This is a genomic window from Kribbella sp. VKM Ac-2566 (assembly GCF_004366005.1).
In the GTDB taxonomy this organism is placed as follows: domain Bacteria; phylum Actinomycetota; class Actinomycetes; order Propionibacteriales; family Kribbellaceae; genus Kribbella; species Kribbella pratensis.
Genome location: NZ_SODT01000010.1, coordinates 1 through 24,677, shown reverse-complemented (window position 1 = coordinate 24,677; position 24,677 = coordinate 1). Strand labels below are relative to the sequence as shown.

Genomic DNA, 24,677 nt, shown 5'->3' with positions numbered 1-24,677 from the left:
CTTAGAACAGGTGCCATCGGTCTCCGCAACAGCCATGAAGCGAGGTCGCATGACGGACTCCTTTACCAGACACCTGTTCGTTCGTACGCCCCGAGTACACCAACCCTCTCCACCGACGAACAAACCATTTAGCTCCCACCTACACCCACCCGTAGGCTGACTCGGATGCTCGATCCCATCGCCCTCGCGGCACCGCACGTCGGCGCCGTCCTCCGTGCGACGCCGGTGAACGGCTTCGTCGGCAACGAGACGTTCCGCCTGGAGACCCGCGCCGGCGTCTACTACCTGAAGGCGGGCGCGACGGTCGCCGAGGAGGCCGATGCGTGCCGGCTCGCGCGGTCGGTGGGCGCACCTGCGCCGGAGGTGATCGCGTCGTCCCCTCTGATCACGCGGGAGCTTCCTGGCCGGCCGCTCGCGGCTGACTCACCTGACCTCGGCGCGGTGGTGCGGATGGTTGGAGAGGGCATGCGGCGCGTGCACACGATCGTCGACCCGTCGGCGTCCTGGCGAGATCGACTGCGCGGTGTCCTGGACGGGCTGGACGTGTTGCCGGATCGCCTCGCGGCGCGCGTGCGGGAGGTGATTCCTCCGTTCATCGACAGTGTCGGCGACGTGACGCCGGTGTTGTTGCACGGGGATCTGCATCTGCGGCACGTGTACGCCGAGGGCGCCGAGCTGACCGGGATCCTCGACTGGGGCGACACGACGTACGGCGATCCGCTGTTCGACCTCGCCCGGCTGTCCATGGCGGGACCGGACGTGACGGCGATGTTCCTGACCGGGTACGGCGACGTCGACGCGCCGCCGCGGACGCTGTCGACGTACCGCGTGCTGTGGTCGCTGATCGCATTGCAGGCCGAGCACGCAGCGGGCGGGGACTGGATTCAACCGCACCTCGAGGTGATCGCGCGCGACCTCAGTTGATAAGGGTCCCCAAGGGGGTGCCGTTGAGGATGGCGGAGGCGGCGCCGGGGCGGTCTATGTCGAAGACGTGGAGGGGGAGGTGGTGGTCGCGGGCGAGGATGAAGGCGGTCTGGTCCATCACGCCGAGGCCGCGCTCGATGACCTCGGCGTACGTGAGGTGGTCGAACCGCCGCGCGTCGGGATGCTTGTTCGGGTCGGCGTCGTACACGCCGTCGGTGCCGTTCTTCGCGACGAGCAGCGCGTCCGCGTCCAGCTCCACGGCACGCTGCACCGACGGGTAGTCCGTCGTGGTGAACGGCTGCCCGTTGCCGCAGGCAAGCAGTACGATCGAGCCCTTCTCCAGGTGCCGGAGCGCGCGCAGCCGGATGTACGGTTCGGCCAGGTTGTCGATCGGGATCGCGGTCATCAGCCGTACGCCGTGCGCCCCGAGCGCCGCGAGCCGCCCCCGCAGCAGCACCGCGTTGATGACGGTGCCGAGCATGCCGATGTTGTCCGCCTCGACCCGGTCAATACCCCAATCGTCGGCGCGATTGCCCCGGAACACGTTCCCGCCGCCGACGACGACCGCGACCTGGACGCCGGTGGCGCGCAGCGCGATCACCTCGGTCGCGAGATGGGTGAGCCGGTCGCCGGCGAAACCGAACTCGTTCGGGCCGGCGATCGCCTGGCCGGACAGCTTGAGGACGAGCCTGCGGTACATGCCGCTCCGTTCTGAAGGCGGGAGGCACGTCCGGTCGCGGCGTACCGACAGCAGATGTATCACGGAGCGGTTCCGCTGTGGGCCGTGGTCTGTAAAGCTGACGGGGTGACCGAGTTCAAGGCGCGGAATCTCACCGGGGCGCGATTCGAGAAGTCGACGCTGCGGGGCGCGGTGTTCCGGGACGTCGATCTCAGCGGTGCCTCCTTCGACGACGTGGACCTCAGTGGTACGACGATCCGCAACGCGCGACTGGTCGACGTGTCGCTCGACGGCGACATCAGCAACCTGACGGTCTGGGGCATCGACGTCGTACCGCTGGTCGACGCGGAGCTCAACCGCCTGTACCCGGGCCGCGAGCGGATGCGCCCGACCGACGCCGACGGCTACCGCGAAGCGTGGGACCTGCTGGAACAGCTGTGGTCGGAAACCGTGACGAAGGCTCGCCGCTTACCGCCGGAACTGCTGCACGAGTCGGTGGACGGCGAGTGGTCGTTCATCGAGACACTCCGCCACCTTGTGTTCGCCACTGACGCCTGGGTACGTCGTGCGGTCCTCGGCGTACCCGACCCGTGGCACCCCCTGGACCTGCCTCACGACGAGATGCACGACACCCCACCCGTGCCACGCGACCGCGCTGCTCGTCCCTCGCTCGACGAGGTGCTCGAGCTGCGGGCCGATCGGATGACGACGGTACGGACGGTCCTCGCCGACCTCACCGACGACCAGTTGACCGAGCAGACGACTCCCGTCCCGGAGCCTGGCTACCCGGCGTCCGAGAGCTATGAGATCAGCAGGTGCCTGGGCGCGATCCTCAGTGAGGAGTTCGAGCACCGCCGGTACGCGGAGCGCGATCTCGCGACCCTGCAGGCGAGAACTGTCGGCGCGGAGTCCTAGCCTCGGTTCATGGTGCCCGAGACTGGACCGCAGGACTGGCGAAAGCTCGCGCAGAAGCTGCACGCGAGATTCTTGATCGACGCCTATGCCGACGGCGCGCGCTTCGTGGCGGCGGTCGGCGAGGCCTGTCAGGATGCCGTACCTGAGGTGCGGCTCGGTGCGTCCTTCGTGGACGTCGCCACTCGCGACGCGCAGCTGGCCGGACGGATCAGCGCGATTGCGGCGGAGCACGGGTTGACCGCCGACCCGACGGCCGTGGCGCAGCTCGAGATCGGGTTGGACACGGCGGATCTCGTCGAGCTCGGCCCGTTCTGGGCAGCGGTGCTCACCGGCAGCACGGAGTCCTTCACGGGCAACGACATCCTCGATCCGACGGGCCGCGTCGCCAATCTGTGGTTCCAGGGCACGACGCCGCACGAAACGCCTCGCCAGCGGTTCCATCTCGACCTCTGGCTGCCGCCGGAGGTCGTGCAGGAGCGGATCGAGGCGGCGCTCGCCGCGGGTGGCAAGGTCGTGTACGACGAGGAGGCGCCGGCGTTCATCGTGCTCGCGGATCCCCAGGGCAACAAGGTCTGTCTGTGTACGTCGGAAGGCCGGTAAAACGCCAGCGCGGTACGGCGTGCTCTGCTACATTCGTGCTGAATCGAGGAGGTGTGTGATGGCTTGCAAGGTGATCCGGTTCCGCGCCATTCCCTCCCCGACTGCTGCCCGCTGAGAGGCTGACAGCTCTTCCCGGACCGATTGGTGCGTCGCGGCGTCTGGCCGCGGATCACGTGCGCCCTCGACCAGGTGCGCACTCCGTGCCGATCGAACCGGAGATCCCTCATGTCCTCCGTGGACATTCAGCTGCATGCTGCCCTCGCACGCGCCGTCGCCGGCGTGCCGCATCACGAACTCCGCGGCCGAGTCGCCGCGCTCTCACATCGCTACCGGACCGAACAGGTCGCCGACACCGCCCCGGGGATACGCGACGCGCTCGATGCCCTCGCGTACGCCGTCGTACGAATGCCGGCCACCTTCCGCGCTCTGCTCACCGCGGTGTCGACGGTGGAGCACCAGCCCAGCACCCATGTGGACCTCGGCGGCGGAACCGGCGCTGCAGCCTGGGCCGCCGCCGCGCTCTGGCCTTCCGTCACCACCGAGATCGTCGAACGCCAACCCGCCGCGATCCGCCTCGGCCGGCAACTTGCCGCAGGCAACTTCTCTCCCGACTGGCGCTGGACGACCGCCGACCTCCGCGACTGGACCTCACCGACCACGATCGACCTCATCACGATCGGCTACGTGCTGAACGAGCTGACCGATGAGACCCGGCGCGACCTGATCGGCGCCGCCGCCCGGTCGGCGAAGACGATCGTCGTCGTCGAACCGGGCACCCCCAGCGGTCACCGCCGTACCCTTGCCGCCCGCGACCTCCTGATCGAGCAGGGACTCACGATCGCGGCGCCCTGCCCGCACCAGGGACCGTGCCCGGCCGACTGGTGCCACTTCGCCGCGCGCCTGCCGCGCACCGAACTCCACCGCATCCTCAAGGACGGCACCCGCAACTACGAGGACGAGAAGTTCACGTACGTCGTCGCAACCCGCCGCCCGGTTCGCCCGACGCCGGCGCGGGTGATCGCCCGGCCGATCCGTCGCAAGGGCCAGGTCGTCCTGGACCTCTGCACCGCGGCCGGTACGTCGGAGCGGGTCGTCGTACCGAAGTCCTCTCCGTCGTACCGGACTGCTCGCGGCGCATCGTGGGGTGACGAATCGCCGACGATCAGGAGATGACAAGCCGGGTGATCCGGCCGTCGACCAGGGTGAACGTGAAGTCCAGGTCGGCGGTGCCGCCTGGGAAGTCGCCTTCGAGGTGATGGGTCGCGACGTAGGTCTGTTCGTCGACCTGCCGGGCGCTGGTGAGTTCGGTCGTGTAGCTGTACTCGGTGGCCGAGCTCGCCAGCCAGGCGCGGATCTCGTCGTGCCCGCGATAGGTCTTGCCGTCATCGGTGACCTCGGCGTCATCGGCGTACCAGCGCATCGCCGCGGGGACGTTCCGGGTGACGTGGGAGATCAGGTACTTCGTGATCGTGTCAGGCAGCATGGCGTGCTCCTCAGATGGTTGGAACGGTGCCGACGACGCTGCCTCCTCTCGGTGGGGGAGACGCAAGGAGTTGACTCTCTCCCCGGGGGAGGGTGCAGGCTGGGCGACGTGCGGAGCGGACTGACGATCGGAGAGTTCGCGCGGGCGACGCATCTGAGTGTGCGCACGCTGCGGCGCTACCACGAGAGCGGGTTGCTCGAGCCGGCGGCTGTCGACCCGTCCAGCGGCTACAGGTACTACGCGGTCGAGCAGATCCCGTCCGCTCAGGTCATCCACCGGCTGCGCGAGCTCGACGTACCGCTCGCAGACGTCGGCAAGATCATCGCCACCGACGATCCGGATCGGCGCGCGGACCTCGTAGCGGTCCATCTCGAGCGGCTGCAGGAGACGCTCGAACGGACCCGAGCGGCCGTGACCTCGCTGCAACGGCTGCTCGAGCCCGCTGCGGGCGACCTCGAGATCGCGCTCCGCTCGGAGCCCGCCACGTTGGTTGCCGGCATCACCGACATCCTGAGCCTGGACGAGGTTCTCCCGTGGTACGGCGGCGCGATGGCCGAGCTAGACGCAGCCGTCGCGCAGCCTGTCGGTCCGCCCGGCGGGCACTACGACGACGAACTCTTCGCCGAGGGCCGCGGAACCGTTCTCGTCTACTACCCCGTCGCGGAGGCGCCGTCGCACGGCCGGGTGCGCCCGGTCGAGCTACCCGCCGTCGAGCTCGCAGCCACGATTCACCACGGACCCCACGACGACATCGACGTCACCTACGGTCGGCTCGCGACCTGGGTGCACGAGCATGCCCTGGCCGTTGCGGGACCGGTGCAGGAGACGTACTCGGTCGGCCCGCGGGACGACGCGGATCCGGCGGCCTGGCGCACCGGCATCGCGTGGCCTGTCTTCCGCGTCGGCTGAGCGGTCTCAGAGTTCGTAGCCGCCTGAGGCTTCTACGGTCTGGGCGGTGATCCAGGCGGCGTCGGGGGAGCCGAGGAAGGCGATGACCTTGCCGAGGTCGTCGGACTCGCCGATCCGGCCGAGCGCGGTGCGTTCGGCGATCGGCGGGATCAGTTCGGGGTGCTGGGCGAACGCGTCGTCGCCCAGGCGGGTCCGGGTCACGCCGGGAGCGACGGCGTTGACCCGGATGCCGCGGGTGCCGAGCTCCTTCGCGAGGTACCGGGTGAGCACGATCTGCGCGCCCTTCACGCTCGCGTAGACCGAGTACCCGGGCGACGGGCGCGCAGACTCGAGTGCCGACGTACTCGTTGTGTAGACGATCGAGCCGTGGTCGGTGATCAGCGGGAGGAGGGTCTGGGTGAGGAAGTACGGGCCCTTCAGGTGGACGTTCACCATCTGGTCGAACAGGTCCGCGGTCGTGTCCTCGAACATCACCGGTGGCTGCCCGACACCGGCATTGCTGACGAGGAAGTCGAACGAGGTGCGGTCCCATCGCTGCAGTACGTCGGTCAGCGCGGCGCGGAACTCGATGAACGTGTCGGCGCGGGCGACGTCCAGCGGCAGCGCCACCGCCGTACCGCCGTCCTTCTCGATCCGCTCGACCGTCTCCAGGCCGCGTTCGCGACTGCCGCGATAGGTGACGACGACGGCGGAGCCGCGTTTCGCGAGCTCGAACGCCGTGGCCTGGCCGATGCCGGAACTCCCGCCGGTGATCACAGCTACATGCATGATCGTGCACAACTCCTACTGGTCAGGAACAGGTACCTCACCAGTAGACGTTTGGTTGCAGGGCGAGTGTTAGACCAATGCTCGCGACGACTTGCCTGATCCTGCTCGATCGCGGCTCGGCGGTGTACCGAACTCGCGCCGGTACTCGCGGCTGAACTGGGACGGGCTGTCGTAACCGACGGCGTACCCGGCACTCGTCACGTCCTCGCCGAGTCCGACCACGCGCAGCCGCGCCTCCTGCAGGCGGATCTTCTTCTGGTACTGGATCGGGGTCAGCTCGGTCACCGTGCGGAAGTGCCGGTGGAACGCCGACGTACTCATGCCGGCCATCGACGCGAGATCCTCGACCCGGAACGGCTCGGTGTAGTGGTCGCGGATCCAGCGGATGACGCGCGCGACGTGCGACAGGCTGCTGTCCGCGAGGCCGATGTCGCGGACGGCGGCGCCTTGTGGACTGCGGAGCAGGCGCCAGAGGATCTCGCGCTGGACGAGCGGCGCCAGTACGGGCGCGTCCTCGGGCTCGTCGACCAGGCGCAGCAGACGGATGACCGCGTCGACCAACTCCGTCGACGCGCGACTCACGGTCAGGCCGCGGACGGGTCCGCCCGGTTTCTCGGCCGCGTCGAGCAGGAGCTCCGCGATGACCTCCGGTTTCAACTCGAGACCGACGCCGAGACAAGGGGCAGTAGGCGAAGCCTCGACGAAGTGGCCCGTGACGGGCAGATCGACCGACACGACGAGGTAGTCGCCGGCGCCGTACTCGAAGACCTGCTCGCCGAGCGCCAGCCGCTTCCGGCCCTGAGCCACCAGCGCGAATGTCGGCGAGGCCAGGCTGGACGTCGGCGCGGTGGGCGCCGTGACGACCGACAGCAAGAGCCCGTCGACAGTGTCTTCACGCCCGATCGCTTTCACGATCAGCTCCCGCAACTCCTCCATCATGAGGTCAGACATCACGAGGTCAGGCGTCACGAGGTCAGGCGTCGAGGAAGGTGGTGACGGTGTCGAGGACCAGGGGAGTGCGGGCGAGGCCGGTGAAGTGCGTCGTACCGGGGAAGATCGCCAGTTGTGAAGCGGGGACACCGACGAAGTCGCCGTTGACGTCGCCGCCGCGGAGCTGGTGGAAGCGGACGGCGTGCTCGAGCTTCACCGCGTCGGAGTCGCCGAACGTCAGCAGCGTCGGCGCCTCGATACCTCGGATGTCGTCGTCGCTCCAGCCGCTGGTGCCGCGGTCGTAGCTGCCGAGCTTGTCGAGCAGCGTCTGCAGGTGCTCGTGATCGGGGTGCGGCGACTTCGCCAGGTAGTCGGCCTCCATCGGCGTACCGGCGATCATCTCCACCTTCATCGAGCCGACCGCCGCCGCGTTCTCCTCGCGGTCGCCGGACGGGTTGAACGAGACCGACGAGATGACCGCCTTCCGGACCAGCTCCGGGTACTCGATCGCGAGGTACAGCGCGACCGCACCGCCGACGCTGAACCCGAACAGGTCGGCCTTCGGTACGTCGAGGCGCGCGAGCAGCGCCACCACGTCCGAGGCCAGCTCCGCCGTACCGAGCGGGCGGTCGATGTCGTTCGTGTAGCCGTGTCCCTGGAAGTCCGCGGCGATGACCTTCCGCCCGGCCGACAACCCTTCGAGCAGTTCGCCGAACTGGAGGTCGATGTTGAACAGTCCGCCGTGCAGCAGCACCAACGGCGTACCGCCCTCGCCGTGCACCTCGTAGTACATGCGCAGCCCGTTGACGTCGGCGTACCCAGTCTTCTTGCTCACGGTTCTCCCACCAGTAGACAAAACGGATGCCCCGCCGGATCCGCCAGGACGAACAGCGGCTCGTCCTCGTCGGCGCTCCGGTCGTACAACAGCGTTGCACCGAGCTCCTCGGCCCGTTGCCGATGCCGATGAAGTTCGTCCACCGACAGTACGGCGTAGTCGAGGTGCATCTGCATCGGCACGTCGGGCGACGGCCACGTGGACGGCGTCAACTCGTCCACCTGCTGGATCGCCAGCTGACGATTCCCTTCGTCGTCAACAAGCACCAGCCAGCTGGCATCATCCGCCGCACCGTCCACCGGCGGCTCGTCCCCCGCCCGGTACCGCAACCCGAGCAACACCCGATAAAACTCAGCCAGCCCCCGCCCATCGGTCGTATCGAGCGCGGTATGCATGCGCCGCGGGTAGGTGTCCATGGCGGTAACCCTAGTCAGTCTCTGGGTTTGGGGAAGTGGTGCGGAACGAGCGTCGGTAGGTGTTCGGGGGGACGCCGACTACGCGTTGGAAGTGGCGGCGGAGGGTGGTGGCTGTTCCTAGGCCGGTGGCTGAGGCAACCTTTTCGATTGCGTCGTCGGTGGACTCGAGGAGTTGCTGCGCGCGGCGGACGCGCTGGGTCAGGAGCCACTGGAGAGGCGTCTGGCCGGTGACCGAACGGAACTGCCGGCCGAGGTGTCGCGGGCTGGTGTTGGCCCGCCTCGCCAGGTCCGTGACGGTCAACGGCTGGTCCAGGCGCTCTTGCGCCCAGCCCAGCAACTGCGCGAGCGAATGATCGCCGTTGACCTGCACCGGCGTCGCCACGAACTGCGCTTGCCCACCGGCCCGATGCGGCGGTACGACGAGACGCCGGGCAACCGTGTTCGCGATCGTGGCGCCGTGGTCGAGATGGATCAGATGCAGACACAGGTCGACCGCCGCCGCCTTCCCCGCCGCCGTCAGCACCTTGCCGTTGTCCGTATAGAGAACGTCGGGATCGACGACCGCCTTCGGATAGCGCGCGCTGAGTACGTCGGTGTGCCCCCAGTGCGTCGTGGCCCGCCGGCCGTCGAGCAGCCCGGCCGCACCGAGTACGAACGCGCCGGTGCACAACGACGCGACCCGCGCCCCGGCCTCGTATGCCGCCCGTACCGCATCCGCCAGTTCACCCGGCACCGGCTCGTCGACATCGGCGAGCGCCGGCACCAGCACGGTGTCCGCCCGCGTGATCGCGTCGAGCGGCTCGGTCGGCTCGACCACGAACGGCCCGACCTGTACCGGCCCCGGTCCGCACAGGCGTACGTCGTACCACTCGTCGACGCCGAGCGGTGGATTGCCGAAGATCTCGTACGCGATCCCGAGCTCGAAGTGGAGCAGGTGCCCGGCGGTGGCGAGCGCTACGGTGTGCATGTCCGAAAGTGTACGAATGGTGTCGTTCCGGACTCTCACACCGGCCTGGGAAACCGGCGAGACTCGTCGCATGAACGCAATCGTGGTGTACGGCGCCACCGGTCACACCGGCCGCTTCGTCGTCGAGGAACTCCTCCGGCAGAACCTTCCCACCGCTGTCTCCGGACGCAACGCGGCAGCCCTCGCTGCACAGTGGGGTGACCTCGACGTCCGACCGGCCGCTGTCGACGACCCGCACGCCCTCGACCTCGCCCTGAAGAACGCTGCGGCCGTCATCAACGCGGCCGGGCCGTTCGCCACGACAGCCGCCCCGATCATCGACGCGGCCGCCCGCGCGCGTATCCCGTACGTCGACGTCGCGGCCGAACTCGAAGCGAACGTGTCGACGTTCGCCCGAGAGAGTGCTCTCCCGGTGATCCCGGCGATGGCGTTCTACGGCGGACTCGGCGACCTGCTGACGACCGCGGCGCTGGGGGAGCGGACCAGCGCTGACGAGGTGCATGTGGCCTACGGGCTGAGCAGCTGGCATCCCACGGCAGGCACACGCGCCGCCGGTCAGGTTTCGCACGATCGGCGGAACGGGCAGCGCGTGCGGTTCAGCGGCGGGCGCCTGCAATACCACCAGGACCCGGCGGTCCAGGAGAACTGGACGTTCCCGGATCCGCTCGGCAACCGCCGCGTGATCGCCGAGTTCACGATGGCCGACGTGGTCACGATCCCGACGCACATCGCCGTACCCGAGGTCCGCACGTACATGACGCTCGAAGCCGCTGGTGATCTCGCGGATTCGGAAACGCCGGCGCCGGCTGCCGTCGACGAGCTGGGCCGGTCGGACCAGACGTTCGTGGTGGATGTCCGCGTGCGGACCGGCGGCGAAGAGCGGCGGGCTACCGCGACCGGACAGGACATCTACGCGATCTCGGCGCCGCTCGCGGTCGGCGCGGTACGCCGGATCCTCGCCGGTCAGACGCGTTCCTCGGGGGTGGCATCCGCGGGCGCGATGTTCGACGCCGTCGAGTTCCTCAAGGATTTACCGCTGACACTCGACCTGCCGTAACTCGGTTTCCTGCGGGAGAATGTTGGGCCCCTGCTGTGTTCAACGCCCACGAACAGCTGGAGGCCGCCCACCATGCCCAATATCCCCCTGCCCAACATCCCCCTGCCCCACAGCGATCTGTCCCGCCGTGATCTCCTCCGGCTGACTGCGGCCGGTGCGGTCGCGGGTACGGCGGGGAGCGCTCTCTCCGCGTTCCCGGCGTACGCCGCTGACATCGACTACACGGCGCGCAAGACGTTCGACGACTGGGATCGGCTGTTTCAGGAAGGTGGTCCTGGGCAGCCGGATCAGCCGAACGACAACACGAACCGGGACGGCCGGTCCGGCATGCTCGCCTGGAGTCAGTCGTACGTGCTGCTCGGTCTGGTCCGCATGTACGAGAAGTACCGCGACACCTACTACCTGGACCGCCTCATCGACAACGTCGACCAGGTGCTCGCCGTCCGCGACAGCGAACGCGGCGTCACCGACTACCGCGGTCTCTCGCTCCCCGCCTGGCGAGCCGACCACCCGTACACGACCGGCTACGCAACCCTTGCCGACAGCAACGGTCAGCCGCTGCTCGACCTCCGCGAGGCGCTGTCGTACGCCGAGGACACGACGGTCACGGTCACCGCCGGGACCCGCCCGGACACGTTCACCGTCCAGCTCGTCAACACGTTCGTGAACCGCACGGTCACGCTCTCCGACCTCTCTCTGGATCCGGCCAGTCCCGACTACGCCGTGAGCCGGATCTACGCAGCCGCCCCCGGCCCGCTCCAGCTCACCGCTGCGGATCGACGGCCGACTCCGCGCGCAGGCGACGTACCGCGGCTGGGCACCTACGAGATGCACTGCAAGCCGGTGATCTTCGCCGTTCACACCGGGATGATCACGTACCCGATCGCGAGCTTCGTCCGGCTCGTCGCCGGTTCCCCGGTTCTTCGCCGGCGCTACCAGCGGAAGGCGGCCGAGTACCTCACGGCCTGCCGCGAGGCGGTCGCCGTGCACGACTGGGAGTACGACGAGGAGGGCGGTCACCTGATCTGGCCGAAGGGTCAGCCGCTCGCGTACGACGGGTGTGAGCAGCCGATCAATCAGTCGGTCGGTCTCGGGCAGACGCTGGTCGAGCTCGCGCTGGCAACCGGAGAGAGCGGATACCGGCGGAAGGTCGCCGCGATGGGCCGGATGCTGGCCGGCCAGCTCACGGTGGACGCGGGTGACGCCTATCTGTGGCACTACTGGCCGGCGGGCGGCCGCATCTACGAGGGGTTCATGAAGACGGGAAACCCCGACAGCGATGTCTCGATCTTCACGCCGTCGGGCGGGCCGGCGCGGCAGTTCGAGGACATCAGCCACGGCGCGATCGACGTCGAGTTCGCCGTACGGGCGTTCCGGGCGCGGCTCGCGTTCACCGGCCTGGACATGGAGCGGCTCGCGCGCACGTTCACCCAGAACGTCGCGACGACCGACGCCGACGGCCTCCCCGCCGTACACACGACCGTCGGCGGCACGGCGATCGGCGCGGCCTCGGTCGCGCACCAGGCCCCGCGCTGGATGCAGGTGAGCCCGTGGAACCCGCAGGTCCATGCACACTGTCTCGCGCTCTACAAGCGCTACCAGCCGACACCGGAGCGCGACGGGCAGCAAGCGATCGGCTTCGGCTGGCTACTGGCCAACGTCGCGTATCTCAACTGGGGAGCCCGATGACCACGGCGTACCTGACGTACGACGTGTTGTGACATAGCCTGGTGAGGTGGAGGGGGAGCCGCCCGCGCGGCGGCGGGTGGGGATCGCGATCGCGGGACTGTTGCCATGGGCATGGTTCGTGCTGCGCGACCGGTTCGGCGTGGTCACCGACGTGACCGCGATCGTGCTGCCACTGGCCGTGCTCGTCACGGCCGTCGTCGCCCTCGTCGTCGCGGGGGCAGTGGGTGCAGCGGGCGCCTGGCGTGTCCCGCCGGGCCACCGTGTCTTGGTACGCCGGCGGCGGCGCCGGGCAGCGGTTGTGTTCGCCGTGTCGACGCTGCTGGTCGGGATCGTCGCCACGTTCGGGCCGTGGGTCCCGCACGGCACGGGCACGGTCGACAAGAGTCGCGCCGTCCGGATCGCCGCGGCCAACATCGGCAGCGGTGAGCTCGACGGTGCGGACAACCTGCTCGCACTCAAGGCCGACGTACTCGTGGTCTCCGAGATCGGCGAGCCGCTGACACAGCGCCTGTCCGAGTCGTACCCGGAACACGTCGCCGATTGGAAAGGCCCGTCGATCGGCGTCTTCAGCCGCTGGCCGCTGACTGTCATCGAGCAGACCGGCCCGGATCTCCCCGGGTTCGTGCTCCGGGTCCACGCGCCGTCGGGTGAGTTCGATCTGATCGCGGCGCACGTGCCGCGTCCGTGGTGGAGGACGGGCGGGTCGACGTACGCCTCGTCGACGGACGACGGGATTCCGTACCAGACGACGGTCGCCGAGCATCACCGGCTGATCGAGCAGCTCGCCGAACGGGCAGCGCGCGACGACCGCCCCGTCGTGGTGGCCGGTGACCTGAACACCACGGACCGCGGCCGCGACTACCGGGTCCTCACCGACCACCTCGACGACGCGATGCTCGACAGCTGGGGCCGCCCGTCACAGATCGGCAAATGGTCCGCGCTCATGGTCCGGATCGACCACCTGTTCGTGAAGCCCGGCTGGTGCTCCGACGACAACGACTGGTACTCGATTCCCGCGTCGGACCATCATGGTCTCGCCTCGACGATCGGACCTTGCAGATGACGACCGAACTCGACCAGCTCGTGGCGACGCTCGACAGCCTGCGAGCCGGCGTACTGAAGAAGCTGGCCGGCCTCACCGAGACCGCCTGCGCCGCCTCCAACGAGATCATCGCGAAGCTCGCCGACCCCGAAACCCCGGTGACCCGCAACGGCAAGACGCACAATCTCCGCTGGGCGATCCTCGCCGTGATCGGCGAGACCTCGCGGCACGCCGGGCACGCGGACATCATCCGCGAACAACTCGACGGCACCACCGGCCGCTGACCCGCGATGGCCGGGGGGAATGACTTCGGTCGGCTGACATGGCAGGATTCCTACGGTGAGTAGCGGTACGACGGAGGAACAGCGCCTGCAGGACCTGGCGCGGCTGCGGCGTGTGAAGGACCGGATCGACCGGGAGTACGCGCAGCCGCTGGACGTCGAGGCGCTGGCGCGTGGCGCGCACATGTCGTCCGGGCACCTGAGCCGCGAGTTCAAGCGCGCTTACGGAGAGTCGCCGTACGGGTATCTGATGACCCGGCGGATCGAGCGGGCGATGATGCTGCTGCGACGCGGTGGGATGAGCGTCACCGACGTCTGCTTCGCGGTCGGCTGCCAGTCGCTGGGCACGTTCAGCACCCGGTTCACCGAGCTGGTCGGGATGCCGCCGAGCGTCTACAAGGAGAACGCCGGCGACGCCACGCTCGGCATCCCGTCGTGTGTCGCGAAACAGGTGACGCGACCGATCAGGAATCGAGAAGCATCTCCGACCTCCGGCAGCTAGGTTGACGCCCATGGAGATCAAGATCCTCGCCAGCTTCCTGCCGCACACCGACCCCGAGGAGTCGCTGAAGTTCTACCGCGACATCCTCGGCTTCGAGGTCCGCACCGACGTCGGGTACGGCGGCATGCGCTGGATCACCGTCGGCCCGCCCGGCCAGCCGGACACGGGGATCGTGCTCTGCCCGCCGTTCGCCGACCCCGGTATCACCGAGGACGAGCGCCGTACGATCGGCGAGATGATGGCGAAGGGCACCTACGCCACCGTCGTGCTCCAGACCGACGACATCGACGGCCTGTTCGAGCGGCTGCAGGCGACCGACGCGGAGGTGATCCAGGAACCGGTGGACCAGCCGTACGGCGTCCGCGACTGCGCGTTCCGGGACCCGGCCGGCAACCACATCCGAATCAACCAGGCATCCTGAGTCCTTCCCGAGAGGTAGCAGCATGAGCCGCGACGAGCACGTTGCCGACAGCCACGACCTGATCCGGGTGACCGGGGCCCGGGTGAACAACCTGAAGGACATCAGCGTCGAGATCCCGAAGCGCCGGCTGACCGTGTTCACCGGGGTGTCCGGGTCGGGCAAGAGCTCGCTCGTGTTCGGCACCATCGCGGCGGAGTCGCAGCGGCTGATCAACGAGACGTACAGCGCCTTCGTCCAGGGCTTCATGCCGAACCAGGCCCGCCCGGAGGTCGACGTACTCGAGGGCCTGACCACCGCGATCATCGTCGACCAGGAGCGGATGGGCGCCAACCCGCGCTCCACGGTCGGTACGGCGACCGACGCGAACGCGATGCTCCGGATCCTGTTCAGCCGGATCGCGAAACCGCACGCCGGCCCGCCGACGGCGTACTCGTTCAACGTCCCGAAGCGGACCGCGACCGGTTCGATGACCGCCGACAAGGGCGCCGGGGAGAAGAAGGTCGTCCGCGAGGCCGTGTACGCCGGCGGCATGTGCCCGCGCTGCGAGGGCATGGGCTCGGTGACGGACTTCGACCTGACCGCGCTGTACGACGAGAACAAGTCGCTGAACGAGGGCGCGCTGACGATCCCCGGCTACAGCATGGACGGCTGGTACGGGCGGATCTTCCGCGGCGCCGGGTACTTCAACCCGGACAAGCCGATCAAGAAGTACACCAAGAAGGAACTGCACGACCTGCTGTACCGGGAAGCGACCAAGATCAAGGTCGACGGCATCAACCTGACCTACACCGGCATCATCCCGGCGATCCAGCGGTCGTTCCTGTCCAAGGACGTGGACGCGATGCAGCCGCACATCCGCGCGTTCGTCGAGCGGGCGGTGACGTTCACGATCTGCCCGGACTGCGACGGGACCCGGCTCGGCGCCGAGGCGCGGGCGTCGAAGATCAAGGGCAAGAACATCGCGGACCTGTGTGCGATGCAGATCACCGACCTGGCCGCGTGGATCCGCGAGCTGAAGGAGCCGTCGGTCGCGCCGCTGCTGAAGGCGCTCGGCGACGCGCTCGACTCGTTCGTCGACATCGGCCTCGGCTACCTGTCGCTGGAGCGGCCGGCCGGGACGCTCTCCGGCGGTGAGGCGCAGCGGACGAAGATGATCCGCCATCTCGGGTCGTCGCTGACCGACGTCACGTACGTGTTCGACGAGCCGACGATCGGCCTGCACCCGCACGACATCCAGCGGATGAACGAGCTGCTGCTGCAGCTGCGCGACAAGGGCAACACCGTCCTCGTCGTCGAGCACAAGCCGGAGACGATCGCGATCGCGGACCACGTGATCGACCTCGGTCCCGGCGCCGGCTCCGGCGGTGGCGAGGTGGTGTTCGAGGGGACGCTCGACAAGCTGCGGACGAGCGGGACACTCACCGGACGGCACCTCGACTACCGGGTCTCGGTGAAGTCGTCGGTGCGATCGCCGTCCGGTGCGCTCGAGGTGCGCGGCGCCTCGACGAACAACCTGCAGGACGTGGATGTCGACGTACCGCTCGGTGTCCTGGTGGTCGTGACCGGGGTCGCCGGGTCGGGGAAGAGTTCGCTGATCCAGGGGTCGGTCGCCGATCGCGAGGGCGTGGTGGCGATCGATCAGGGCGCGATCCGGGGGTCGCGGCGGAGCAATCCGGCGACGTACACAGGGTTGCTGGACCCGATCCGGAAGGCGTTCGCGAAGGCCAACGGGGTGAAGCCGGCGCTGTTCAGCGCGAACTCCGAAGGGGCCTGCCCGGCGTGTAAGGGCGCGGGCGTGATCTACACCGAGCTCGGCGTGATGGCGACCGTCGAGGCCCCGTGTGAGGAGTGCGAAGGTCGTCGCTTCCAGGCGGCCGTGCTGGAGTACACGTTCGGCGGGAAGAACATCGCCGAGGTGCTCGCGATGCCGGTCTCGGAGGCGTTGACGTACTTCGCCGACGGTGAGGCGAAGACGCCGGCCGCGGAGAAGATCCTGGAGCGGCTCGCCGACGTCGGGCTCGGGTACCTGTCGCTCGGGCAGCCGTTGACCACGCTGTCCGGCGGTGAGCGGCAGCGGTTGAAGCTCGCGACGCACATGGGGGAGAAGGGCGGGATCCTCGTCCTCGACGAGCCGACGACCGGCCTGCACCTGGCCGATGTCGAGCAGCTCCTCGCTCTACTGGACCGCCTGGTCGACTCGGGCAAGTCGGTCATCGTCATCGAGCACCACCAGGCCGTCATGGCCCACGCCGACTGGATCATCGACCTCGGCCCCGGCGCCGGCCACGACGGCGGCAAGGTGGTCTTCGAAGGCACCCCGGCCAACCTCGTCAAGAAGCCGAAAACCCTGACCGGAAAACATCTCGCGGAGTACGTCGCCTGACGCCACTTGAACGCGCCGTTGCGTCACGCCGAGCCGCGGAAGCGATAGCCGAAGCCGCGGACGGACTCGATCCGAGCGGCCGGCGCATCGGGCGATTCGAGCTTTCGGCGAAGTCGAAGAACCGCGAACTTCACCCGTTCCAGTCCGAGACCGCTCGGGTCGTCCCACACCTGGGCGAGCAACTGGGCCGGATTGAGGATCGAGCCCCCATGCCGGACCAGCACGGCCAGCAGCCGAAACTCCGTCGGCGTCAGGCGCACGTCCCGACCGTCCAGCGACACCGACCGCTGCTGTGGATCGATCCGCAGCCGGCCGTCGTCGTAGACCTCGATCGCCCAGGTGGGCTGCGCCGTACGACGCAGCAATGCCTCCAGTCGCGCGACCAGCTCGTTGCTGCCGAACGGTTTGGTCAGGTAGTCGTCTGCCCCGGCCCGCAGTCCGCGGACCTTGTCCGCCTCCTGGCCATGGCCACTGAGGATGAGGATCGGCAGGTCGCTGATGTCCCGGACCCGCTCGAGAACCTGCCAGCCGTCCATCCCTCGCAGCCCGATGTCCAGCACCAGCAGATCAGGACGCAGGGAGTGCACCGCCCGCAGACCCGCCCGCCCGTCCTCGACATGGTCGACCTCGTAGCCCGACCGTCGGAGCAGCACACCGAGCGCGAGTCCGACGTCGGCATCGTCCTCGATCACCAGGACGCGGCTCATCACCGCTCACCCGGTCGCCGCCACGGAAGCCCGACGCTGATCGTGGTGCCTTCGCCCGTGGTGGCGGCCTCGATGGTCCCGCCGTGAATTTCGGCGATCGCCCGGCTGAGCGCCAGTCCGAGCCCGGTCGTCGGTGTACCGGTCCGCGGGCGGTTGGATGCCTGGTGGAAGGCAGTGAAAAGCTGGTCCAGTTCACGCTCGGGGTGGCCGGGCCCGGAACTGGTGACCTCGATCCGCCACCCGGTGCGCGCCGGCGCGGCCCGGAGTACGACGGCGCCGCCTGGTGTAGCGACTTCGAGCCGGTTGACGACGAGATTGGTGAGCAACTGATGCACGCGGCCCCGATCACAGCTGATGAGCCGTCCGTCGGCCTCCTCACCGCGCAGGGCGACGACCGCCGACCGGGCACGGGGTTGCTGCTCCGCTACGACGGTCCGCACCAGCTCACGAACAGAGACGAGCGCCAGGTCCAACTGCAGTTCCCCTGACTCCAACCGGGCGATGAGAGCCAGTTCGTCGATGACGGCGAGCATGCGATCGCCGCTACGCCGGATCACCTCGGCGAACTGGCGGTTCTCCTCGGTCAGTCCGCCTTCCTCTGCGTCGGTCAGGAAGCTGGAGAAGGCGATCACCGACGTCAGCGAGCCCCGCAACGCGTGGCACACGGCGGTGACGAAGTCATGGCCGGCAACCGGGCCGTCGGGATGCTCCATCCGCTCGGCGACAACCTTTGCGAATGCGTCGAGGGCTGTCATCAGCGCATCGTCGGTCCCCGCACCCGCCGTACGGACAGACAGCTGTTGCGCATCGCGACCAATTCCGATGGACCAGACCAGATCGGTCGCCGCAGGCGAAGGCGGACCGACCGAGGCCGTGTCGAGTCGTGCGGAGCTGATGCCGGGCACTTCCGCCAACCGAGCGACGACGCCGTTGGCGTCCTCGTGGGTGCGGATGACCATGGCGGGGCCCAGCAGAGCGAGCACGGCGGTGACATCGGGCCGCACCGACCGAGGCCGGCCCACTGCGCCGACGCCGAACCCCGCTGTTGCCATCTTGTCTCGCCCGTCCCTCGCGCCCGGTCCGCGACAGCTTCGAGTACGCCGCAGGCCGACCCTTCACTATAGTCGAGACATCAGCAAGGAGTCATGATCCGCTTACCTTGGGTGAGAATTGGGCCCTGGATGGTTCTGAGAGCGAATCCACGGATCGGAGAACATGTATGGCTCCAGGGGAGTTCGTACTCGTCGTCGATGACGACGAGTACATCCGGGAGGCGATCCGGCGGATCGTCACCAAGTGCGGGTACTCCGTCCTCGCTGCCGCCGATGCCGGGGCCGCCCTGCGTGCCGCGCAGGCTGTGGAGGCTCCGATCACCTTGTTGCTCACCGATGTCTGGATGCCCGGAGACACCAGCGCTTCCGCCCTGGCAGAAGAACTCGCCGACCGCTACGCTGACCTCCGCGTGGTCTATGTCTCCGGGCTGCCGAAGGAACTCGCGGTCGGCAACGGGCTTGTGGCCTCGGACGCAAGGTTTCTCGAGAAGCCGTTCACCCCGGCGCGGCTGGTGGAGGCGATCCGCGCGGCCCTTGACGAGACCGGCACTCGGGCAGTCAGTTCGCCGGTGGACCAGGCGCGTCCAGAACGTCACGGACCATCGTGAGCAACTCCGTCTGTGCGAACGGCTTCTCGATCAGGGCGACACCCGGCTGCAAGGTCCCTTGCGAGGTCAGCACCGGCTGTGCGTAGCCGGACATGTAGAGCACCCGGAGACCCGGCCGGAGCGCGGAGGCCTCGTCCGCCACGTCCTTGCCCAGCATGCGCGGCATGACGACATCGGTGAGCAGCAACTGAACCGGTTCCTCGGTCGTGCTCAGCAACTCCAGCGCAGTGACCCCGTCGGCTGCGGTCAGCACCCGGTAACCCTTGCGCGTGAGCACGCGGCGGGTGACCTCGCGCATGGCGTCCTCGTCCTCGATCACGAGGATGGTCTCGCCCCCGCCGGAGGGCCGGCCGGACGACTGCGCCTGCGCCTGCGCCTGCGACCCAGGTTCTGCGCCCCCCAGATCGTCCGCCGGGATCACCGTGGCCGGGATCAGCATGAAGAACGTGCTGCCTTCGGATGGCCGGGACATGATCCGCACGAACCCGTCCATCCGCATGATGATCCCGTAGACCGTCGCCAGCCCGAGACCCGTGCCTTCGCCCTTCGGCTTGGTGGTGAAGAACGGTTCGAAGGCGTGCTCGATGACGTCCTGCGACATCCCACTGCCGTTGTCGCTCAGCCGCAGCCGGACGTACTGGCCCGGGCCGAGGCCATGATGGTTGGCCGCATAAGCCTCGTCCACCACGACATTCGCGGTGTCGATCCGCAGTACCCCACCGTTCGGCATCGCGTCCCGGGCGTTGACCGCGAGATTGACCAGGACCTGCTCGATCTGGCCGGGATCGGCCATCACCGGCCACAGATCCGGCGCCAGTACGGCGACCAGGTCGATCTGCTCGTCCAGGGTCCGCTGGAGCAGCTGCTTCACATTGCTCACGACCGCGTTGAGGGAGAGCACCCGGGGTCTGACCACCTCCCGGCGGCCGAAGGTGAGCAGTTGGTGGGTCAGCCCGGCACCGCGTTCGGCGGCGCCCTGGATCTGCTGAAGGTCCTTCAAGGCCGCATCCCAGCGCCCCTGGTCAGCGCCGCGGACGGCCTTGATCTCCTCCTCGACGAACGAGGCGTAGTTGAGGATCACGGACAGCAGGTTGTTGAAGTCGTGGGCCACTCCGCCGGCGAGCTGGCCCAGGCTTTCCAGGCGTTGCGACTGGTGCGACCGGTTCTCTGCCTGCTCCCGGTCCGCCTGAGCCCGGAGTACCTCGCGCTCGGCCTGCAGCTCGCGCCGCTCGGTGACGTCGCGGATCGCGGCGAAGGTAATCGTCCCGTTCTCGGTCGCGATCGGAGACAGTGAGATCTCGGCAGGGAACTGAGTGCCGTCCTTGCGGCGAGCTGTGAGTTCGGAGCTGCCGTCCATCAGGCGCGGCCGGGGCTCGACGACGTACCGCGCCCGTTTCGCCGGGTGCAGCGGGCGGGCGTCCTCCGGCACCAGGATCTCCACCGGCCGGCCGATGAGCTCCTCCCGGCTGTACCCGAACAAGGCCTCCACGCGGGCGTTCGCCAGGACGATGACGCCGTCGGACGTGACGCCGACGATGGCGTCCGGAGTCACCTCCAGCCATCCGACCGGCAATTCTGTCGGCTGCGCGAGCATCTGAGTCACCCCCGTGTGACGACCTCTGCACTATAAGCAACCAGCCCACCGCACTGCGGACCCGTCCACAAATGACACCCGTTCTGCAACCTGGCGGCACCGGCGCCCGCACCACAGGAGCCGCAGTGTCAGGACCAGGCGGAACCAACGCGCCCCCCGCCAGCTCCAGGTTTGCGCGACTCAACCCCAGCACGTGCACCACGAAGGAGATTGTCATGTTCAAGGTCCTGAGGAAGAAGCGAGTTGCCATCCCAGTGGCGGTCTTCGCGGTACTCGCCATCAGCGGTATCGCCTACGCGTTCTGGACCACCACCGGCGAGGGCACCGCGAAGGGCTCCACCGGCACCAGCACCGCGATGACGATCACCCAGGACGGTACGGTCACCGCCATGACGCCGGGTAGCACGGCGCAGCCCGTCAACTACACGATCAACAACACCGCCTCCACACCGCAGTACATCACCACGGTGACGATCGCGAAGGCCAGCGTCACCTACATCGGCGCAGCCGGCGCCGGAACCGGAACCACTGCCGCAGATCACCCGGCCGGCGCGGTTGCCGTGGTGTGCACGACCGGCGACTTCGCCGTGGTCCAACCGGACCCGGTGGGCCTCGATCTTCCCGTCGGCCCCACCGCCTTCACGCGAATCCTCGCTACGACGTACCAGAACAAGCTGAGCGGCACTGTCGCGATGATCAACTCCGCCTCGAACCAGGACGACTGCAAGAACACCACCCTCAACCTCACCATCACGGCCGCGTAGCAGCGCGGCTCCGATCCAGCCAGTGGGGTGGCGCGTGAGGCCGCCACCCCATTGGCTGCTCGACCTCGACGTACCGCCCGCGAGACCCGGGAGACATCATGAGCAAGACATTCCAGCGGCGCCAAGGCCGATGGATTGCCTTCCCGCTCGTCGCGCTCCTCGCCGGGGGGATCCATGCCATCGGGCCCGTCCAGCAGATGCCCGGGAAGCGGCCCCACGCCGTGACCGGGTCGGCCTCATCCACCGCTGCCGCTGATCGCCTCGCGATCAGCGGCAGCGTCACCAGCACGCTGACGCCGACGTCGACCGCCCCGGTCCTGCTGATCCTGACCAATGGCAGCGATGTCCCGCTCGGTATCACCGGCCTGACCGTCCAGGTGGCTGACATCACCGCGCACGGCGGTGGTGAGGCAGCCTGCGACCCGAGCCAGTTCGTGATCCGGCAGTTTGCCGGCAGGTACGGGTTCCACCTCGCTGCCGGCACCACCAGCAGTCTTGCCGAACTGGGATTCGTCCCGGCCCACTGGCCCCAGGTCACCATGCGGGACCTGCCCACGAACCAGGACGGCTGCAAGGACGTCGTGATCCTGCTCCGGGTGATCGGAACGGCCCTGGAGCCGACATCATGAAGCGCCGGGCGCGTTGGACGGCCGTGCTCGTCCTCAGCACGCTCGCCGCCGTCGCTGCCGTGACCGCCGACGCCTACTGGCCCGGATCAGCTGACGGAACCGCGGCCGGCACGGCCGGGGGAGCGCTGTCGATCACGATGACCGCCGGTACGCCGACGACCCAGCTGAGTCCTGGCGGGAGCGCAGGCGTGGCGCTGACGATATCCAACCCGAACTTGTTCGGCGTCCGGATCACCGCGCTGTCCTTGAACACCGGCGCCGGGACGGGCGGGTTTGCCGTCGATGCTGCCCACGCCGGATGTGCTGTCGCAACGCTGAGCTACACGCAGCAAACCAATGGCGGAGCCGGCTGGACCGTACCCGCGAAACTCGGTGCGGTGAACGGTTCACTGCCGCTGGATCTACCCGCTGCGCTGACGATGAACGTCGATGCGGCCAACGCCTGCCAGGGCGCAAGTTTCACCGTGTTCCTGTTGGCCGGCTGATGACGACCCGGGCCGCTGCGGGCCGTTCCACCCGCGTCCGCCCGCTCTGCCAACTCACCGGTACTGTCGTTGTTGCCGCAGTCACCATGACACTGGTCGCAGGCAATGCTGCGGCGTACTGGACCAGCGATTCCACTACTGGCGCGGGCGGAGCCGCGGCGACGACGGTGAACCAGGGCGCGACACCCACCGCCAGTGGGGTCGGGAACACAGTGACCGTCAACTGGGCCGCAAGCACTCTGGCGAACGGTACGGCGGTGGCGAACTACCTGGTCACCCGCTACGACGTCGCGACCCAGACTCCGCAACTCGTCTGCACGGTCACGGGCACGACGTGCACCGATTCGGCGGCGCCCGCCGGGCAGTGGGTCTACTCCGTCACACCGCGCGCGGGGACCAACTGGCTCGGCCTTGAGAGTGAGAAGAGCAACCAGGTCACATCGGACCTCGTCGCCCCCACCAACGCCGTCACCCTAGCTGTTGTCGCAGGCAACGCCTCCCTGAGCGGTGGCACGATCTTCTACCGCGGGCTGGCCGCAGGCTCGTTCCGGCTCCGCAACGCGATGACCGACGCCGGGTCGGGGCCTGCCTCGAGTACGACGACACCCCTGACCGGTGGGCCGACCTGGACACACAACGCGTCGAGCGTCTCCACACCCACGGGCGGGCCGTATCTCTCCGATCCGTTCACCTGGCCGGCAGCGACAACGAGCTCGCCCACCGAGACCATCAGCGGTCGCGATGTAGCCGGCAACGTGAGCAGCCTGCCGCTGACCTTCGTCGACGATTCCATCGCACCGACCGGTGGCACCCTGAGCTACGCGGCCGGCTATCAACCGGTCCCGTCGGTCCAGATCTCGTTCACCTCCGGAACCGACACCGGGTCAGGCATCGCCGGCCGCCAACTCCAGCGTTCCGCGGCGGCCACGAGCGTCGGCGTCTGCCCAGTCATCGGCAGCTACAGCGCCTTTGCCGACGTAGGCCCGCTCGACCCCGCTTCGCCGTACGTCGACGACCAAGTGACGACCGATACCTGCTACGTGTACCGGTACGTCATCACCGACCTGGTAGGAAACCAGTACATCGCGACGAACACCAACGTCGCGATCGTCAGCTACGCCGGTGCCGTCAGCACCACAGTTGGCGCTCTCAGCCTCTGGCGCTTCGGCGAAAGCGCGACCGACCTGATCTCAGCGGACAAGTTCACTGCGCCGACCGGCACGGAGTTGTCGGCTCACACCACCGATACCAGCTGGACCAGGTGGGCGGCGGACCTCAACATCGCCGTGATCACCGCTCAGGGCCGGGTTCGCCAGAACGCCGCGCTCACCGGCGCCGCCAGCTACTACACCTCAGCCACCCCGACGAGCCCCGACTACTCGGTTGAAGCCGACATCACCGTGAAGTCGGTCCTGGCGCTCGACGACGTCGGCATCGAAGGCCGACTTCAGCTCGGCAGCGGTCTGAGCGGCACGTTCTACCTCGCCCAGTATCACCTCGGCGCACTTGGCGTCGCCCAATGGCAGCTGCTCCGGTACGTCAACGGCACGCCCAGCTTGTTGACGACAGCTGTCGCGCAGTCGTCGGCTGTCGGGCAGACGTACCGGCTCCAGCTGGACATGGCCGGATCGACGATCCGGATGTTCGTCAACGGTGTCGTCGTCGCAACAGTGTCCGATCCGTCTCCCATCACTCCCGCCGGCCGGGCCGGCATCCGGCTCGGATCGACCGCGGTGATCGTCGGCCAGAGCGACACCACCGGTCTTCAGCTCGACAACTTCCAGTTGAATCTGTCGACGTACCCCCGCGCCGCAGACAGTCTGAGCACCAACACCGCCGACTACAAGAACGGCGTGAGCCTCGGCACCACCGGAGCATTGACCGGGAGGACCGACACCGCCGCCCGGTTCGACGGCCTCAACGACTACGCGCAGGCGGCCGGGACAACCGGCCTGCCGGTCGGCGCCTCGGCCCGGTCCGTGGAGCTGTGGTTCACGACGACGAGCTCGTCGAAGCAGATGTTGTTCGACTACGGCA

At 68.4% G+C, this 24,677-nt stretch carries 27 protein-coding genes; 17 read left to right on the top strand and 10 right to left on the bottom strand.

The features are described from left to right. Positions 1-165: 165 nt before the first annotated feature. Complete coding sequence (locus tag EV647_RS18500; protein WP_134004525.1) at positions 166-924, top strand: phosphotransferase family protein; 759 nt, start codon at positions 166-168, stop codon at positions 922-924. Here the strand turns inward: EV647_RS18500 and pyrH are convergent. After that, positions 917-1,624: a UMP kinase gene (gene pyrH / locus EV647_RS18495; RefSeq protein WP_134004522.1), complete on the bottom strand. Its 708-nt coding sequence runs from the start codon at positions 1,622-1,624 to the stop codon at positions 917-919. The two genes, EV647_RS18500 and pyrH, sit on opposite strands and share 8 nt — an antisense overlap. A 105-nt stretch (positions 1,625-1,729) precedes the next feature. Between pyrH and EV647_RS18490 the strand changes: the two genes are divergently transcribed. From EV647_RS18490 to EV647_RS18480, 3 genes are all read left to right on the top strand, one after another. Next, a complete protein-coding gene (locus EV647_RS18490) occupies positions 1,730-2,518 on the top strand; it encodes a DinB family protein (protein WP_238177282.1) in 789 nt (262 codons plus the stop codon). Positions 2,519-2,527: 9 nt separating this feature from the next. Then, positions 2,528-3,118 carry a VOC family protein gene (locus EV647_RS18485; protein WP_134004517.1) on the top strand — a complete coding sequence of 197 codons (591 nt, stop codon included), beginning with the start codon at positions 2,528-2,530 and terminating at the stop codon, positions 3,116-3,118. A gap of 225 nt (positions 3,119-3,343) precedes the next feature. Further along, complete coding sequence (locus tag EV647_RS18480) at positions 3,344-4,291, top strand: small ribosomal subunit Rsm22 family protein (protein WP_134004515.1); 948 nt, start codon at positions 3,344-3,346, stop codon at positions 4,289-4,291. Here the strand turns inward: EV647_RS18480 and EV647_RS18475 are convergent. Further along, the gene (locus EV647_RS18475; RefSeq protein ID WP_134004513.1) at positions 4,281-4,601 is read right to left on the bottom strand and encodes a nuclear transport factor 2 family protein; all 321 of its coding nucleotides are present in this window, start codon (positions 4,599-4,601) and stop codon (positions 4,281-4,283) included. The two genes, EV647_RS18480 and EV647_RS18475, sit on opposite strands and share 11 nt — an antisense overlap. Positions 4,602-4,709: 108 nt before the next feature. On the opposite strand from EV647_RS18475, the gene EV647_RS18470 reads away from it, so the two are divergent. Beyond that, positions 4,710-5,510 (top strand): MerR family transcriptional regulator, encoded by an 801-nt coding sequence (locus tag EV647_RS18470; RefSeq protein ID WP_134004510.1) that lies wholly within the window; start codon positions 4,710-4,712, stop codon positions 5,508-5,510. Between the two features lie 6 nt (positions 5,511-5,516). On the opposite strand, the gene EV647_RS18465 is transcribed toward EV647_RS18470, so the two are convergent. The 5 genes from EV647_RS18465 to EV647_RS18445 form a co-directional block, all read right to left on the bottom strand. Continuing rightward, the gene (locus EV647_RS18465; protein ID WP_134004508.1) at positions 5,517-6,278 is read right to left on the bottom strand and encodes an SDR family NAD(P)-dependent oxidoreductase; all 762 of its coding nucleotides are present in this window, start codon (positions 6,276-6,278) and stop codon (positions 5,517-5,519) included. Positions 6,279-6,347: 69 nt separating this feature from the next. Then, positions 6,348-7,229, bottom strand: a complete 882-nt coding sequence (locus EV647_RS18460; protein WP_134004505.1) for an AraC family transcriptional regulator — start codon at positions 7,227-7,229, stop codon at positions 6,348-6,350. Between the two features lie 22 nt (positions 7,230-7,251). Further along, positions 7,252-8,043: an alpha/beta fold hydrolase gene (locus tag EV647_RS18455; RefSeq protein WP_238177281.1), complete on the bottom strand. Its 792-nt coding sequence runs from the start codon at positions 8,041-8,043 to the stop codon at positions 7,252-7,254. After that, entirely contained in the window at positions 8,040-8,459 is a 420-nt protein-coding gene (locus tag EV647_RS18450; RefSeq protein ID WP_134004503.1) for a VOC family protein, read from the bottom strand. Before EV647_RS18450 ends, EV647_RS18455 begins: the two co-directional genes overlap by 4 nt. Before the next feature lie 10 nt (positions 8,460-8,469). Continuing rightward, entirely contained in the window at positions 8,470-9,426 is a 957-nt protein-coding gene (locus tag EV647_RS18445; protein WP_134004500.1) for a helix-turn-helix domain-containing protein, read from the bottom strand. 70 nt (positions 9,427-9,496) lie between these two features. Between EV647_RS18445 and EV647_RS18440 the strand changes: the two genes are divergently transcribed. The 7 genes from EV647_RS18440 (at position 9,497) to EV647_RS18410 (ending at position 16,801) form a co-directional block, all read left to right on the top strand. Then, positions 9,497-10,483 carry a saccharopine dehydrogenase NADP-binding domain-containing protein gene (locus EV647_RS18440; protein ID WP_134004497.1) on the top strand — a complete coding sequence of 329 codons (987 nt, stop codon included), beginning with the start codon at positions 9,497-9,499 and terminating at the stop codon, positions 10,481-10,483. Between the two features lie 72 nt (positions 10,484-10,555). Then, positions 10,556-12,172 carry a hypothetical protein gene (locus tag EV647_RS18435; protein WP_134004494.1) on the top strand — a complete coding sequence of 539 codons (1,617 nt, stop codon included), beginning with the start codon at positions 10,556-10,558 and terminating at the stop codon, positions 12,170-12,172. 46 nt (positions 12,173-12,218) lie between these two features. Then, positions 12,219-13,235: an endonuclease/exonuclease/phosphatase family protein gene (locus tag EV647_RS42570; RefSeq protein WP_134004492.1), complete on the top strand. Its 1,017-nt coding sequence runs from the start codon at positions 12,219-12,221 to the stop codon at positions 13,233-13,235. After that, the gene (locus EV647_RS18425; protein WP_202876225.1) at positions 13,232-13,498 is read left to right on the top strand and encodes a DUF664 domain-containing protein; all 267 of its coding nucleotides are present in this window, start codon (positions 13,232-13,234) and stop codon (positions 13,496-13,498) included. Before EV647_RS42570 ends, EV647_RS18425 begins: the two co-directional genes overlap by 4 nt. Positions 13,499-13,553: 55 nt before the next feature. Beyond that, positions 13,554-13,997, top strand: coding sequence for a helix-turn-helix transcriptional regulator (locus EV647_RS18420; protein ID WP_134004488.1), 444 nt, complete (start codon positions 13,554-13,556; stop codon positions 13,995-13,997). Positions 13,998-14,007: 10 nt separating this feature from the next. Next, a complete protein-coding gene (locus EV647_RS18415; RefSeq protein WP_130385673.1) occupies positions 14,008-14,418 on the top strand; it encodes a VOC family protein in 411 nt (136 codons plus the stop codon). A gap of 22 nt (positions 14,419-14,440) precedes the next feature. Then, on the top strand, positions 14,441-16,801 hold the full coding sequence (locus tag EV647_RS18410; RefSeq protein ID WP_134004487.1) for an excinuclease ABC subunit UvrA: 2,361 nt from the start codon (positions 14,441-14,443) through the stop codon (positions 16,799-16,801). A 23-nt stretch (positions 16,802-16,824) separates the two neighbouring features. Here EV647_RS18410 and EV647_RS18405 read toward each other — a convergent pair whose 3' ends face one another. Then, on the bottom strand, positions 16,825-17,508 hold the full coding sequence (locus tag EV647_RS18405) for a response regulator transcription factor (protein WP_134004485.1): 684 nt from the start codon (positions 17,506-17,508) through the stop codon (positions 16,825-16,827). Beyond that, on the bottom strand, positions 17,508-18,560 hold the full coding sequence (locus EV647_RS18400) for a sensor histidine kinase KdpD (protein WP_134004483.1): 1,053 nt from the start codon (positions 18,558-18,560) through the stop codon (positions 17,508-17,510). The genes EV647_RS18405 and EV647_RS18400 overlap by 1 nt, the downstream gene beginning before the upstream one ends. 167 nt (positions 18,561-18,727) lie before the next feature. On the opposite strand from EV647_RS18400, the gene EV647_RS18395 reads away from it, so the two are divergent. Next, on the top strand, positions 18,728-19,168 hold the full coding sequence (locus tag EV647_RS18395) for a response regulator (protein ID WP_134004482.1): 441 nt from the start codon (positions 18,728-18,730) through the stop codon (positions 19,166-19,168). Here EV647_RS18395 and EV647_RS18390 read toward each other — a convergent pair. Further along, positions 19,119-20,762, bottom strand: coding sequence for a PAS domain S-box protein (locus tag EV647_RS18390; protein ID WP_134004481.1), 1,644 nt, complete (start codon positions 20,760-20,762; stop codon positions 19,119-19,121). The genes EV647_RS18395 and EV647_RS18390 overlap by 50 nt on opposite strands. Positions 20,763-20,977: 215 nt before the next feature. Between EV647_RS18390 and EV647_RS18385 the strand changes: the two genes are divergently transcribed. The 4 genes from EV647_RS18385 to EV647_RS18370 form a co-directional block, all read left to right on the top strand. Beyond that, on the top strand, positions 20,978-21,526 hold the full coding sequence (locus EV647_RS18385) for a hypothetical protein (RefSeq protein ID WP_134004480.1): 549 nt from the start codon (positions 20,978-20,980) through the stop codon (positions 21,524-21,526). A gap of 98 nt (positions 21,527-21,624) precedes the next feature. Then, a complete protein-coding gene (locus EV647_RS18380; protein WP_134004479.1) occupies positions 21,625-22,155 on the top strand; it encodes a hypothetical protein in 531 nt (176 codons plus the stop codon). Then, positions 22,152-22,640, top strand: a complete 489-nt coding sequence (locus tag EV647_RS18375; protein WP_134004477.1) for a hypothetical protein — start codon at positions 22,152-22,154, stop codon at positions 22,638-22,640. The genes EV647_RS18380 and EV647_RS18375 overlap by 4 nt, the downstream gene beginning before the upstream one ends. 86 nt (positions 22,641-22,726) lie before the next feature. After that, positions 22,727-24,677, top strand: a 1,951-nt coding sequence (locus EV647_RS18370; RefSeq protein WP_202876224.1) for a hypothetical protein, incomplete at its 3' end; no start/stop codon positions are given.

Excerpts from the sequence above, each read along its gene's own strand:
- EV647_RS18500 (WP_134004525.1), top strand. The coding sequence starts at position 166 with ATGCTCGATCCCATCGCCCTCGCGGCACCGCACGTCGGCGCCGTCCTC.
- pyrH (WP_134004522.1), bottom strand. The coding sequence starts at position 1,624 with ATGTACCGCAGGCTCGTCCTCAAGCTGTCCGGCCAGGCGATCGCCGGC.
- EV647_RS18485 (WP_134004517.1), top strand. The coding sequence starts at position 2,528 with ATGGTGCCCGAGACTGGACCGCAGGACTGGCGAAAGCTCGCGCAGAAG.
- EV647_RS18480 (WP_134004515.1), top strand. The coding sequence starts at position 3,344 with ATGTCCTCCGTGGACATTCAGCTGCATGCTGCCCTCGCACGCGCCGTC.
- EV647_RS18475 (WP_134004513.1), bottom strand. The coding sequence starts at position 4,601 with ATGCTGCCTGACACGATCACGAAGTACCTGATCTCCCACGTCACCCGG.
- EV647_RS18465 (WP_134004508.1), bottom strand. The coding sequence starts at position 6,278 with ATGCATGTAGCTGTGATCACCGGCGGGAGTTCCGGCATCGGCCAGGCC.
- EV647_RS18460 (WP_134004505.1), bottom strand. The coding sequence starts at position 7,229 with ATGTCTGACCTCATGATGGAGGAGTTGCGGGAGCTGATCGTGAAAGCG.
- EV647_RS18450 (WP_134004503.1), bottom strand. The coding sequence starts at position 8,459 with ATGGACACCTACCCGCGGCGCATGCATACCGCGCTCGATACGACCGAT.
- EV647_RS18445 (WP_134004500.1), bottom strand. The coding sequence starts at position 9,426 with ATGCACACCGTAGCGCTCGCCACCGCCGGGCACCTGCTCCACTTCGAG.
- EV647_RS18440 (WP_134004497.1), top strand. The coding sequence starts at position 9,497 with ATGAACGCAATCGTGGTGTACGGCGCCACCGGTCACACCGGCCGCTTC.
- EV647_RS18435 (WP_134004494.1), top strand. The coding sequence starts at position 10,556 with ATGCCCAATATCCCCCTGCCCAACATCCCCCTGCCCCACAGCGATCTG.
- EV647_RS18425 (WP_202876225.1), top strand. The coding sequence starts at position 13,232 with ATGACGACCGAACTCGACCAGCTCGTGGCGACGCTCGACAGCCTGCGA.
- EV647_RS18415 (WP_130385673.1), top strand. The coding sequence starts at position 14,008 with ATGGAGATCAAGATCCTCGCCAGCTTCCTGCCGCACACCGACCCCGAG.
- EV647_RS18410 (WP_134004487.1), top strand. The coding sequence starts at position 14,441 with ATGAGCCGCGACGAGCACGTTGCCGACAGCCACGACCTGATCCGGGTG.
- EV647_RS18405 (WP_134004485.1), bottom strand. The coding sequence starts at position 17,508 with ATGAGCCGCGTCCTGGTGATCGAGGACGATGCCGACGTCGGACTCGCG.
- EV647_RS18400 (WP_134004483.1), bottom strand. The coding sequence starts at position 18,560 with ATGGCAACAGCGGGGTTCGGCGTCGGCGCAGTGGGCCGGCCTCGGTCG.
- EV647_RS18395 (WP_134004482.1), top strand. The coding sequence starts at position 18,728 with ATGGCTCCAGGGGAGTTCGTACTCGTCGTCGATGACGACGAGTACATC.
- EV647_RS18390 (WP_134004481.1), bottom strand. The coding sequence starts at position 20,762 with ATGCTCGCGCAGCCGACAGAATTGCCGGTCGGATGGCTGGAGGTGACT.
- EV647_RS18385 (WP_134004480.1), top strand. The coding sequence starts at position 20,978 with ATGTTCAAGGTCCTGAGGAAGAAGCGAGTTGCCATCCCAGTGGCGGTC.
- EV647_RS18380 (WP_134004479.1), top strand. The coding sequence starts at position 21,625 with ATGAGCAAGACATTCCAGCGGCGCCAAGGCCGATGGATTGCCTTCCCG.
- EV647_RS18375 (WP_134004477.1), top strand. The coding sequence starts at position 22,152 with ATGAAGCGCCGGGCGCGTTGGACGGCCGTGCTCGTCCTCAGCACGCTC.